The organism is Streptomyces sp. NPDC047002, assembly GCF_040704505.1.
Taxonomy (GTDB): Bacteria; Actinomycetota; Actinomycetes; order Streptomycetales; family Streptomycetaceae; genus Streptomyces.
The window spans coordinates 57,165-68,913 of sequence record NZ_JBEYWC010000012.1; the positions used below are offsets into that span (position 1 = coordinate 57,165).

An 11,749-nucleotide genomic window follows, 5' to 3' on the forward strand; every position below is an offset into this window, starting at 1 on the left:
GGCGGTCCTCCGGCTCAGGCGCGTGCGGGCGCGGGCAGCGACAGGGGCGGGTAGGCGTCGGGGCGCCGGTCGCGCAGGTGCCCCATGGCGCGGCGCGCCGTGGTGAGGGCGTCGTCCACGTCGAGTTCCGCGACGGCGAGTCCCGGGCCCGTCCCGGTGTCGGCGAGCACGTCGCCGCCGGGGTCGACGACCTTGGCGCCCGCGACGAAGCGCAGCGAGCCGAAGGTGCCCGCCTGGTTGGCGGAGAGCCACACCATCTGGTTCTCCAGTGCGCGGGCCCGGTCGAACAGGTCGAAGCGGCGCTTCCAGCGGTCCTTGGCGAGGTCGGCGGCCGGGCGGGTGCGGGCGCCCGGCCAGGCCGACACGCAGACGCCGATGCGGGCCCCGTCCAGGGCGAGGGCGCGGGCGGCCTCGGGGAACGCCTTGTCGTAGCAGATCATCATGCCGATCCGGCCGACGGGCGTGTCGAAGGCGTCGAAGCGGTCGCCCGACGCGTAGGAGGCGTTCTCGCCGAGCGGCTGGTGCACCTTGCGGTGGTTGGCGAGTACGCCGTCGCCGGTGACGCAGACGGCGCTGTTGTAGCGCTGCCCGCCGTCGGCCTCGCAGTATCCGGCGATCACGGTCATCTCCCGGGCGAGCGCGGCGAGCCGCCGGATCTCGGGCCCGTCCTGGTCGAGCGGCGGCGGCCCGGCGTCACCCGCGCCGTCCGGCGTGTCGAGGCTGAGCAGGTAGCCGCCGAGGCACGCCTCGGGCAGGGCGAGCAGCCGTACGCCGCGCTCCCGCGCCTCGGCGATGACGGCGGCCACGGTGGCGAAGTCGGCCTCCAGGTCGCGGCCGAACGCGGCGGCGGACGCCGCCATGCGCAGAGTGGTCATGCGGTCCCCATTCCGGTCACCGCTGCGGTGACCGCTTCGGTGATCTCTCCGTCGGGCCAGCGCAGCCCGACGCCTTCTCCACTGGTCAGTTCGCCGCACTCGGTGCTCGTCGCGGGGCCCGCGGGCAGGGCGCGGGACCGCTCGGGCGTGTCGGTGGTGAGCATGGCGTAGCCGGGGAAGCAGGTGAGCCAGTCCCCGGCGGTGGCGGCCGGCGGCCGCGGCACGGCGGCGACGTCGAGCACGGCGCGGCAGCCTCCGGCCTCCGCGAGCATGCCGAGGGTCCCGGCGACGCCCGCCATGGAGACGTCCTTGGCCGCGGCGGGCGCTGCGGCGGCCACGGCGCCGAGCATGGCGGTGAGTTCCGCCGTGGTGCGGCGGGTGGTGGAGTCCCACTGGCGGCCGTGGTAGCCGGGGCGCCAGCCGCCGCCGAGGTCGGCGGTGAGCCGGACGCGGTGCCCGGGGCGCCCGCCGCCGCCCGGTACGGGCCGGGTGGCGCGGCCGAGCGCGGTGACGCTCAGCGCCGCGGGCACGCCGAGCTGGGTGTGGCCGCCGAGTACGGGCACGCCGTACGCGGCGGCGGCGTCGGCGAGCCCGCCGAGCAGCCGGCGGGCGTGCGGCAGGTCGCGCGCGGCGACGGCGTCGAGCAGCCCGGCGGGCCGCGCGCCCATCGCGGCGAGGTCGTTGAGGTTGACCAGGACGGAGCACCAGCCGGCCCACTCGGGGTCGCGCTCGGCGAGCGAGGGCAGGATGGCGTCGCAGGCCGCGACGAGGCCGCCGCCCCCGGGTACGGGCGCGCCGTCGTCGCCGATGTATCCGGGGCCGCCGAGGGTGCCCGGCGCGCCGTCCGCGAGCGCGGAGAGCAGGTCCCCGAGGGGGCCCTTGGCAGCGGTGGCGAGCGCCTGCAGGCGGCCGACGGGATGGCGCATGAGGACGTGCGGGCGGCCCGCGAGCCGCAGGGGGCGCACGCTCTGCCAGCCGAGGCGGGTGAACAGCGCCTCGTTGGCGGCCTGGACGGTCGCGTCGAAGCGCAGGGCGCCCGCCGCCTCGGCGCGGGCGCAGGCGGCGCGGACGAGGGCGGCGCCGACGCCGCCGCGGTGCCGGGCTGCGGGGTGGACGGCGAGCCTGCCGCCGGCCCACCAGCCGATGTCCTCGCCACTCTGCGCGGGTCCGAGGCGCACGCCGCCGAGGACCGCGCCCGACGGGTCGCGTGCGACGAGGCTGAGGGTGCGCGGGTCGTCGTCGTGCCCGTCGCGGTCGTGCCGCTCGAACAGCCCCTGTTCTGTGACGAACACGTCGTGCCGCAGCCGCCGGTAGGCGCCGAGGGCTGCGGGGTCCTCGGCCTCCTCGACGCGGAAGGCGGGCGGTGCGCCCCGCCGCGCGGTGAGGGTGCTGCGGTCGCCGAGCAGCGCGAGGATGTCCTGCGGCGGTGCCGCGTGGGGCAGCGGCGGGGGTCCGCCGTCGAGTGTCGTCACGGCCCGCTCACCCGCCCGCCGTGGACAGGACGCCGCAGGCGCCGCACGCGGCGCAGCCCGCACCCTGGTCGGCGCCGCGCATGCCGGCGGCGCGCAGCTTCGCCGCGACGGCGGCGGTGACGCGGGCCAGCAGGTCGGCGGCGGGCGCCGCGGCCCCGTCGCGGGCCGCGAGGGTGCCGCGCATGGGCCGGAAGGGCACGACGAACGGGTAGACGCCCCGGTCGACGAGCCGTCCTGCGCCCTCGATCAGCTCGTCGGGGTCCTCGCCGAGTCCGACGAGGAGGTAGGTGGAGACGCGGTTGCGGCCGAAGACGCGGACCGCTTCGTCCCACGCCTCTTCGTAGGCGGCGAGCGGCACGCTCGCCTTGCCCGGCATCCACCGGCGGCGCACGCCCTCGTCGAGCGACTCGACGTGGATGCCGATGGCGGTCGCGCCCGCGTCGTGCAGCTCACTGATCCAGCGCAGGTCGGCCGGTGGTTCGCACTGGACCTGGACGGGCAGCCCCGGCACGGCGCCGAGGACGGCGCGCACCGACCTGGCGAGGGCGCGTGCGCCCCGGTCCGGCCCTGTGGTGGTGCCGGTGGTCATCACCATCTGCCGTACGCCGTCGAGCCGTACGGCGGCCTCGGCGACCTCGGCGAGCTGTGCGGCGGTCTTGGCGGCGACGGTGGCGCCGGCGCGCAGGGACTCCTCGATGGTGCAGAAGCGGCAGCGGTCGCTCTCGGCGTAGCGCATGCAGGTCTGTACGACGGTGGTGGCGAGCACGTCGGTGCCGTGCAGCCTGGCGATGTGCTCGTAGGGGACCCCGTCGGCGGTGGCGAGGTCGTAGAACCGGGGCCTGCGTACGGGGGTCAGGGTCAGGCCGGTGTCGTCCTCACCGAGCCAGACCCTGCCATCCCGTACGGCGTAGGGGCTCGCCGGGTCGATGGGCAGGGCGGCGCCCACACCGTCGACGCGTACGTGGCCGTCGTCGCTCGGTCCCGCTCCGTCGGGACGCCTCAGGGGGGTGTCCGTACTGATCCCGCGCAGGGCGAGGTCGGCGCGGGTCAGGATGCGGACGTCCACGGGGTTCGCGTGCTGTGCGGCCTCGCGGGCCGTTCCGGTGTCGGCGCTCACCGCGTACCTCCTACAGCTGGTAGGTCGAGTTGATGATGGCGCCCTTGCGCGCGTAGTGGATCAGCGCGTCCTGGACGTCGAGCGGGTGGGTGGGGATGACTCCTTCGATGAGGTCCTCCTCGCGGGCGCCGTGCAGGGAGAGGCCGAAGCGGCAGCAGTAGACCTTGCCGCCCTCGGCGATGAAGGTCTTGAGCTGGTTGTTGATGTTGTGCTCGCCGGGGAACGCGGAGTTGCCGGTGGTCGGGAAGCCGCGGGTGGCGAGGCAGTTGAGCGAGCCTGGACCGTAGAAGTAGAGGGCGGTCTCGAAGCCCTTGCGCAGGGCGCGGGTCGCCTGGAGCACGGCCACGAAGCTCACGGAGGACTCGTGGGCGATGCCGTGCACGAGGGTGAAGTAGGTCTCGCCGTCCTCCGCCTTGTAGTCGGGGAAGACCTTGGTGGTGCCGTAGATCGTGGAGCCCTCGGGCAGGGAGGGGTGGGCGATCTCGGCGAGCGACTTCTGCTCCACCTCGGTGAGCTCTGCGGTCTCTGACATGGTGGGTCTCCTGGGTGTGGGTGGGTGGGTGTGCGGACGGGCAGTGGGGAGGGGTGGTCTGGGGCGGGGCGCGGTCAGTCGTAGAGGTCGGCGAAGGTGGTGCGGAAGACGCGGCGGGCGAGCTCGCCGTCGCCCACGGCCGCGGCCATGCGGGCGTGTTCGCCCGCGAAGTCGCCCCACGGCTGGTCGCTGGCGAACAGCACCCGGTCGTGGCCGCTGCCGCGCCGCTCGATCTCCCGGGCGAGCCAGTGCGGGGCGAAGCCGATGGCCCAGGACAGGTCGGTGTAGACCTGCTTGCCCGCGTCGATCCAGTCGAAGAAGCGGGAGCCGACGAGCTTGATGTGGCCGCTCATGCCGCCGCCGAAGTGCACGAGGTGCATCCGCACGCGGTCGCCGTACCACTCGACGAGCCGGCCGACCTGGTCGATGTCGGATGCGGCGCCGGGCGAGGTGTGGATGTGGACGACGAGGCGGTGTGCCTCGGCGGTGGCGAAGATGCGGTCGAGCTGGGGGCGGCAGGCCGGGTCTGTGGGGTGGCCGCCGAGCAGGAAGCTGAGCTTGAGGGCGCGTACGCCGTCCTCGCCCGCGAGGGCGAGGGCCTGCTCGGTGCGCCCGGCGTCCTGCGGCCGGGGCGACACCCACAGGGCGGCGCGCAGCCGGTCGTCACACTGGGCTGCTTCCAGGGCGAGTTCGTTGAAGGTGAAGGCGACCGACGGGTCGGGCACGCCGTAGTTGGGCAGGACGAGCGCGCGTTCCGTGCCCTCGCGGTCGAGGTCGGCGACGAGTTCCTTGACAGTGGCGCGCGCGGTGGTGTCGGGGTGGACCGGCGGGCCGCCGTAGAAGGGGTGGGCGGGCAGGACCCCGATGTGGCGGTGTGCGTCGTGGTGCATGGCTGTGTGTCCTCTCAGCCGACGGGGAGCGCGGCGGACAGGGCGGTGGGCGCGCCGGTGAGGGCGCCGCACACGTCGGCCACGCGCCGGGCGGCGTCGATGTGCCCGGCGAGGAAGGCGGCGTCGCTGCCGACGGCCTCGAAGCGTCCCGAGCCCCAGGTGTGCTGCCAGGGCAGGCCGATGAAGTAGAGGCCGGGCCTGCTGGTGATGCCGCGCCGGTGCATCGGGTAGCCGCGGCCGTCGAAGACGGGCACCTCGATCCAGCGGTGGTCGCGGCTGAAGCCGGTGGCCCACACCACGGTGGTGACACCGGCGCGGCCGAGGTCGAGCGCGGTGTGCGGGGAGGCGGGGCTGCCGGCGGGCGCGGGCCGCCACACCGGTGTGTAGCGGGCTTCGGCGGGGGCTTCGATGCCGTACGCGTCGATGTGGGCGTCGATGGAGTCCTTGATGGACTCGGCGACGGCGTCGGCGTGGTCGAGGTGTGCGGCGAGGTCGTCGGCGAAGGCGAGGGAGGCCCCGTCGGCGCCGGTGAGGCGCCCGTACAGCCGCATGCCGTCGCGCGCGAAGGCCCGCAGGTCGATGTCGCGGCCGCCGTCGCGGCCGGTGACGTAGTGGTTGGCGCGCATCCGGACGGCGTCGCTGTCGGGGAAGGAGTCGACGGTCTTGTCGTAGTGGCCCATGGCGTCGAGCCAGGCGACACAGTCGCGGCCGCGGTAGGTGCGGGCGACGCGGGGCGCGCTGCCGACGGCGAGGTGGACCTCGCGGCCCGCGAGGTGGAGGTCCTCGGCTATCTGGCAGCCGGACTGGCCGGTGCCGACGACCAGGACGGCGCCCTCGGGCAGGTCGTGCGGGTTGCGGTACTCGGAGGAGTGCAGCTGGTGCACGGCGGCGGGCAGCCGCTCGGCGAGGCGGGGCACGGCGGGCCGGTGGTAGGGGCCGGTCGCGACGACCACCTGGTCGGCGGTGAACTCCCCTGCGGTGGTGCGCAGTTCGTAGGCGCCCTGCGCGCCGTGGCGCAGCCGTTCGACGGTCACGCCCTCGGCCACGGGCGGCTGGAAGCGTGCCGCGTACTCCTCCAGGTAGCGGACGATCTCGTCGCGCACCATGAAGCCGTCGGGGTCGTCGCCGCGGTAGGGGTGCCCCGGCAGCCTGCACTGCCAGTTCGGTGTGACGAGGCAGAAGGTGTCCCATCGCCGGGTGCGCCACTCGTGGCCGATGCGGTGGGACTCCAGGACGACATGGTCGATGCCGCGCTCCCGCAGGCAGTAGCTGACGGACAGGCCCGCCTGGCCGCCGCCGACGACGGCGACGGGGTGGTGGGAGCCGGGGGCGGGGGCGTACGGGGCCGCCGGTTTCGACGGCAGGAGCGCGGCAGCGGGTGTGCCGATGGTCGTGGAGTCGGGCATGCGCCACCTCCGGGCGGGATTCCGGGGCGGGCCGCCGGGGCAGGTGCCCGGTGGCCTCAGTACCGCTTACGGCCACTACTTCACCGGCGGCAGATTTCCGAATGAAGTCTTCCGGAATAAAGAGGGGTTGCTGTCGCCGCGGCCGTGTCACGGCCGTGTTCCGCCGTGCTGACAGCGCGTCTACCTGTTCACCTGGGCGATCGTCGGCCGCGCCGCGCGCCGGGCAGCTCCCGCGCGAGCCGCTCGAAGGCGGTGGGCCTGCGGGGCGCGTACAGCCGCTCCCTGATCAGCTCGGCGCAGGCGCGGGGCGTGGCACGGCTGGTGTCGCACGCCACGTCGTGGACGCCGTGCGCGTGCACCCGCGGGAACTGCGCGGCGGCGAGGCCCGGTGTGCGGTCGCCGCGCGCCGCCTCGCGGCGCAGCAGCTCGGGCAGCGGGCAGTACACGTGGACGAGGAGGACCCGGCGCGGATCGAGCAGCTCCACACAGTCGAGCAGCCGCCAACGCTGGCTCATCGGGATGTCCACGACGAGGTTGTTGCCCGCGGCCGCCATGCCGGCAACGGCCCGGTGGAACCCCTTCACGGTCCTGTCGATCTCGCCCTGGAGGTCCTCGTCCGCGATGTCCCGCCGCACCCGCAGCGCGTGGAAGGCATCCACGGGGAAGTGGAAGTAGGTTTCGTCGAGCAGCGGCAGGAGTTCCGCTGCGATGCTGGACTTGCCGGAACTGGACGCGCCGTTGAGCAGGATGACCGTGCCGGGGGCGCCGGTGTCGGGGACGGCCGACTCGTCCGGCGTCCGGGCCTCGGCGTGGGGGCCGGGCGTCGCCGTCACGCCTGCCTCGCGCGGGCGCGGTCATGGGCCGCGGCGAGCAGTCCTGGCACGCGGGCTGCGGTGGACCCGGCCGGGTTGACGACGGCGATCCAGCCCTGGGCCGCGTAGACGGGGTGCGGCAGGAGACGGTCGGGGGCCGTGTAGTCGGGCGCGGTGGCGGGCGCCGCCTCCGGTCCCTGGCCGAGGAGTTCGGTGAACAGTTCCCGGCCCACGGCGATGTTGAGCCGGAAGGCACCGGGGCGGTCGAGGCGGGAGGCCGTGTCGAAGCCCGCGTAGTCGTGGGTGACGAGGGTGGCGAACGGGAACCTGCGGGCCTGCGGGGTGTCGCCGTCCGGGTCGTGGAAGAAGAACGAGTCGCCCCACGCGGCCTCGGGCGCGCCGGTCTCCTCCCCCGCCGTGAGCGCCACGGCGCCCGGCAGGCTCCGTACGTATCGGATGATCTCGTCCTCGGTCATGGGGGCGCGTCCCTTCGCTGCCGGGTGCTCGGGCGCCCGGGCCGGGCGCCGGGCCCGGGTGCGGGCCGCCGCCAGTCTGCCCGGCGTGCCGGGCGCGGTTCCACCGCGTTTCGCTCCGGGGCGCGACCCGCCGGGGCGGCCTTGCCGCAGGTCGCGCGGGGTGGCAGGCTGCCACGGTCCAGGGACGCAGCCGCCGTGCGGGACGGCGGGGGCGGCGTCCCGCACGGCGGCACAGGAGGCGGCACATGGCGGACTTCGCGGTGGAGGCCGAGGCCGGAGAGCTCGGCTTCGACCAGGAGCGGCTGGCGCGCATCGACCGGTACTTCCGTCCTTACGTGGACGACGGCAGGCTGCCGGGCTGGCTGATCACGGTGAGCAGGGGCGGGCGCCTCGTGCACCTGTCCGCGTACGGCCACCGGGACGTGGCGTCGGGCCGGCCGGTGGAACCCGACACGCTCTGGCGGTGGTACTCGATGACGAAGCCGGTCACGTCGGTGGCCGCGATGATGCTCTACGAGGAGGGCGCGCTCCAGCTCACCGACCCGGTGGAGCGGTTCGTCCCGTCGTTCGCCGACCTCAGGGTGTTCGCGGGCGGCAGCGACCTCCAGCCGGTCACGGTGCCGCTCGACCGGCCGATGACGGTGTGGCACCTCCTCACGCACACCTCGGGCCTCACCTACGGCTTCCTGCGGGCGCACCCCGCCGACGCCATGCTGCGTGCCCGGGGGTTCGAGTGGGGCACGCCCGAGGGGTACACGCTCGCCGACTCGTGCGACGCGTGGGCCGGGATCCCGCTGCTGTTCCAGCCGGGCGCCGAGTGGAACTACTCGCTCAGCACCGACGTGCTCGGCCGGGTGGTCGAGGTGGCGTCGGGGCAGAGCCTCGACGCCTTCTTCCGCACCCGGATCTTCGAGCCGCTCGGCATGGAGGAGACCGGCTTCCACGTCCCCGGGGAGCGGGCCGACCGGCTGGCGTCCCTGTATGTGCGCGGGCCCGGCGGCGTCCTCAGCAGGACGGGCACGTCCGGCAGGGCGCAGACGCCGCCCGCGCACCTCTCGGGCGGCGGCGGGCTGATCGGCCCGGCGTCCGACTACCACCGCTTCACCCAGATGCTGCGCGGGCGCGGCGCGGTGGACGGGGTGCGGCTGCTGGGCTCGCGGACGGTCGACCACATGGCGCGCAACCAGCTGCCGGGCGGCGCCGACCTGGAGAGCTTCGGGCGGCGGCTGTTCGCCGAGACGCCGTTCGAGGGCACGGGCTTCGGCCTCGGTTTCTCCGTGGTCACCGACCCGGTGGCCCTGCACGGGCTCGCCTCGCCCGGCGAGTACGGCTGGGGCGGGGCGGCAAGCACCGCCTTCTGGGTGGACCCACGCGAGGACATCACCGTGTCGTTCTTCACCCAGCTGATGCCGTCGAGCACGTACCCGATCAGGGCGTACCTGCGGAGCCTGGTACGGCAGGCACTCGTGGACTGAGGGGACTGAGGGGACTGAGGGGACTGAGGGGACCAAAGGGGATGGGCGGCGCGCGGGTGCCGCGGGGCGCGCAGGCGGGTCTGGCGCGCCCCGCGGTGCCGTCGTCAGCTGCGGACGGATGTGTCGTGCATGCCGTGCATCCCCCGCATGTCGTGCGTGGCGCGGGTGTCCGGGGTGCCGTGCGTGTCCGGTGTGGCGTGCGCCGGGTGCCCGTCGCCGAGCAGCGCGTGCATCCGCGCGATCTCGGTGCTCTGGGACGTCTCGATCGACGCCGCGAGCTTCCTCGCCGGCGCGTACACGCCGCCGGAGCGCTCGGTGCGGGCCATCGCGAGGGCGCCCTCGTGGTGGCCGATCATCATCGTCAGGAACGCCCGGTCGAACGCCTGGCCCCGCAGCCGCCGCAGGTCGGCCATGTCGTCCTCCCCCATCATGCCGGGCATCCCCGGCATGCCGTCGTGGCCCGGCGTGGCCGTGGGCGCCTGGCCCGCGCCCCAGGCCGTGAGCCAGCCGGTCATGAGGGCGATCTCCGGCTGCTGGGCGGCCCTGATGCGCGCGGCGAGCCTGCGCACTGCCGCGCTGTCCGCCCGGCCGGGTGCCAGGGCGGCCATGGCGACGGCCTGCCGGTGGTGCGGGATCATGGCCTGCGCGAAGGCGGTGTCCTGGGCGTTGTGCGGCCCGGGTCTTGCGGGCGCAGAAACGCCCCCGGTCGCCTGGGCGGTGCCGGCCGTCTGCCGGTCGCCGCCGCAGGCGGTGAGGGCGAGTACGGCGAGCGCGGCGACGGCCGAAGCGGACAGGGCGCGGGCCGCGGTGCGGGGGTGGGCGGCCGGGGCCGCTGTGGTCTTCGTGGTCGTGGTGGCGGTCATGCCGGTGCGACTCCTGGTACAGGTCTGCGGATCTGCGGACAGCCGGTCCGGATGCGCCCCCATGGCGGCGGCGCCCCAGGGGGGCGTCGGGGTGCCGTGGGCGCGTCCGGGGCGCGGCGCGGCGTGCGGACGCCGTGCCGAGCGGACGCGCCTCTAGATCCGCAGGAGTTGGAGTTCGCTCAGGTCGGGAGGTGCCCGGCTCTCGGCCGCCGCGGGCGCGCGGCCCTCGGGTGCTGCGGGGCCGGGGGCCGGGGCGGCCAGGACTGCGGGCGCAGGAGCGGGCGGCGCGTACCCGGTGGCGACGGCGTCGGCGAGGCACATCGTCGCCGCGTGCCCGTGTCCGCCCGCCGCGCCGCCCCCGCACGGGGCGGGCCCGCGGCCGGCCGCTGCCCTGGCCTGCCCGGGGTCGGCGGGCGCGCGCGGGCCGCCTGCGCGGACGGCCGCGCGGTGCGGGCCGTCCGCGGGGGCGGCGGGCCGTGCGTCGGCCGAAGGGGCGGCCACGCCGGCCGTTCCGGTCGTCAGGTGGCGCCCGGCGTCCGCCCGCATCGGCAGTCCGTGCATGGCGAGGACGCCTGCGAGGAGGGCCAGGACCAGCAGGGCGCGCGCCCCGGCCGCGCGGGGCGGCGGAAGGCACGGACCGGTCACTGGCATGCGCGCCATCGTAAGGGGCGCGCGACGGGCACGCCGGGTCGCGCGGACCGGGCCGCGCGCCTCCCGCTCCGGCGCCGGCCGCAGGGGGCCGCCCCGGGAGGCGGGCCCGTCGCGGACTGATGGGTTCCGGTGAGGGTGGATCATCGGGCGGGTACGGGGCAGGACAGGTCCGGATGAACGGCCACGGAGGACAGGAGCAAGGTGTGAGCGGCGAACTCGGCGGTGGCGGGGTGCGGAGCGTGCTGGAGGGGACCGGGACAGCGGTGGTGACGGGCGCGTCGTCCGGCATCGGATTCACGTACGCGCAGCGGCTCGCGGCGTTCGGCTGGGACCTGGTGCTCGTGGCGCGGCGGGCCCGGCGGCTCGCGCTGCACGCGGAGCGGCTGCGCTCCGCGCACGGCGTGCGGGTGGAGGAGCTGCCCGCCGACCTCGCGGAGCCCGAGGGGCTCGCGGCCGTGTCCGCCCGGGTCGGCGGCGACGCCGTGGACCTGCTGGTCAACAGCGCGGCCATCAACGGGTACGGGCCGTTCGCCGAGGCCGACCCCGCCCTGCTGGCCAAGGTGGTCGCGCTGAACGTGACGGCGCTGACGGGCCTGAGCCGCGCCGCGCTGCCGGGGATGCTGGAGCGCGGCCGGGGAGCCGTCGTCAATGTGGCGTCGACGCTGGCGTTCGCCGGGAGCCTCCCGCCGTCGCCCGGCGGTCTGCCGCAGCGCGCGGTGTACGGCGGTACGAAGGGGTTCGTCGTCACCTTCACCCGCACGCTGGCAGCGGAGCTGGCACAGGCGCCTGTCCACGTCCAGCTCCTCTGCCCGGGGCTCACCGCGACCGAGTTCCACCTCACGCGCGGCGAGGAGCCCGTGGCCGGCGACACCCCGCGGGTGCACGACGCGGGCGGCATGCCGGTCGAGGACGTGGTGGCCGCGTCGCTCGCCGCGCTGCGCACCGGCGAGACGGTCTGCGTGCCGGGTCTCGACGAGGCCGCCGCGGTCGACCGCCTGGCCGCCGCCGAGCTCGGGCTGCGCGCGGCGACCGGCGCGTCCCTCGCGCCGCGCTACCAGGACGGCGCCTGAGCACCTGTCCCCGCCCCGGCCGCGAGGCGGCGGCCGGGGGCTCGTTGCTTGGGGGCCGGTGGCGGCTGCTTCCGTGAGCCGGTGTGGTTTCCGACGGAAGGCGCGGTCCC

At 75.7% G+C, this 11,749-nt stretch carries 12 protein-coding genes; 2 read left to right on the top strand and 10 right to left on the bottom strand.

Annotated features, from left to right (window positions below; translation table 11 throughout):
• Window positions 1–14 precede the first annotated feature (14 nt).
• The 8 genes from AB0910_RS14095 to AB0910_RS14130 form a co-directional block, all read right to left on the bottom strand.
• A complete protein-coding gene (locus AB0910_RS14095; protein WP_366744844.1) occupies window positions 15–875 on the bottom strand; it encodes a carbon-nitrogen hydrolase family protein in 861 nt (286 codons plus the stop codon).
• The gene (locus tag AB0910_RS14100; RefSeq protein ID WP_366744845.1) at window positions 872–2,347 is read right to left on the bottom strand and encodes an MSMEG_0567/sll0787 family protein; all 1,476 of its coding nucleotides are present in this window, start codon (window positions 2,345–2,347) and stop codon (window positions 872–874) included. Before AB0910_RS14100 ends, AB0910_RS14095 begins: the two co-directional genes overlap by 4 nt.
• Before the next feature lie 7 nt (window positions 2,348–2,354).
• Window positions 2,355–3,464, bottom strand: a complete 1,110-nt coding sequence (locus AB0910_RS14105) for an MSMEG_0568 family radical SAM protein (RefSeq protein ID WP_366744846.1) — start codon at window positions 3,462–3,464, stop codon at window positions 2,355–2,357.
• A gap of 10 nt (window positions 3,465–3,474) precedes the next feature.
• The gene (locus AB0910_RS14110; protein ID WP_366744847.1) at window positions 3,475–3,996 is read right to left on the bottom strand and encodes an MSMEG_0572/Sll0783 family nitrogen starvation response protein; all 522 of its coding nucleotides are present in this window, start codon (window positions 3,994–3,996) and stop codon (window positions 3,475–3,477) included.
• Between the two features lie 74 nt (window positions 3,997–4,070).
• Complete coding sequence (locus tag AB0910_RS14115) at window positions 4,071–4,886, bottom strand: amidohydrolase family protein (protein ID WP_366744848.1); 816 nt, start codon at window positions 4,884–4,886, stop codon at window positions 4,071–4,073.
• A gap of 14 nt (window positions 4,887–4,900) precedes the next feature.
• Window positions 4,901–6,292: an MSMEG_0569 family flavin-dependent oxidoreductase gene (locus AB0910_RS14120; RefSeq protein WP_366744849.1), complete on the bottom strand. Its 1,392-nt coding sequence runs from the start codon at window positions 6,290–6,292 to the stop codon at window positions 4,901–4,903.
• Between the two features lie 188 nt (window positions 6,293–6,480).
• On the bottom strand, window positions 6,481–7,125 hold the full coding sequence (locus AB0910_RS14125; protein WP_366744850.1) for an AAA family ATPase: 645 nt from the start codon (window positions 7,123–7,125) through the stop codon (window positions 6,481–6,483).
• A complete protein-coding gene (locus AB0910_RS14130; protein WP_366744851.1) occupies window positions 7,122–7,580 on the bottom strand; it encodes a DUF6194 family protein in 459 nt (152 codons plus the stop codon). Before AB0910_RS14130 ends, AB0910_RS14125 begins: the two co-directional genes overlap by 4 nt.
• A 245-nt stretch (window positions 7,581–7,825) precedes the next feature.
• Here AB0910_RS14130 and AB0910_RS14135 point away from each other — a divergent pair, with 245 nt between their 5' ends.
• Entirely contained in the window at window positions 7,826–9,055 is a 1,230-nt protein-coding gene (locus AB0910_RS14135; protein WP_366744852.1) for a serine hydrolase domain-containing protein, read from the top strand.
• A gap of 104 nt (window positions 9,056–9,159) precedes the next feature.
• Here AB0910_RS14135 and AB0910_RS14140 read toward each other — a convergent pair whose 3' ends face one another.
• Window positions 9,160–9,918, bottom strand: a complete 759-nt coding sequence (locus tag AB0910_RS14140) for a DUF305 domain-containing protein (RefSeq protein WP_366744853.1) — start codon at window positions 9,916–9,918, stop codon at window positions 9,160–9,162.
• Between the two features lie 153 nt (window positions 9,919–10,071).
• Complete coding sequence (locus AB0910_RS14145; protein ID WP_366744854.1) at window positions 10,072–10,569, bottom strand: DUF6153 family protein; 498 nt, start codon at window positions 10,567–10,569, stop codon at window positions 10,072–10,074.
• Between the two features lie 203 nt (window positions 10,570–10,772).
• Here AB0910_RS14145 and AB0910_RS14150 point away from each other — a divergent pair, with 203 nt between their 5' ends.
• Window positions 10,773–11,639 carry an SDR family NAD(P)-dependent oxidoreductase gene (locus tag AB0910_RS14150; RefSeq protein ID WP_366744855.1) on the top strand — a complete coding sequence of 289 codons (867 nt, stop codon included), beginning with the start codon at window positions 10,773–10,775 and terminating at the stop codon, window positions 11,637–11,639.
• Window positions 11,640–11,749 lie beyond the last annotated feature (110 nt).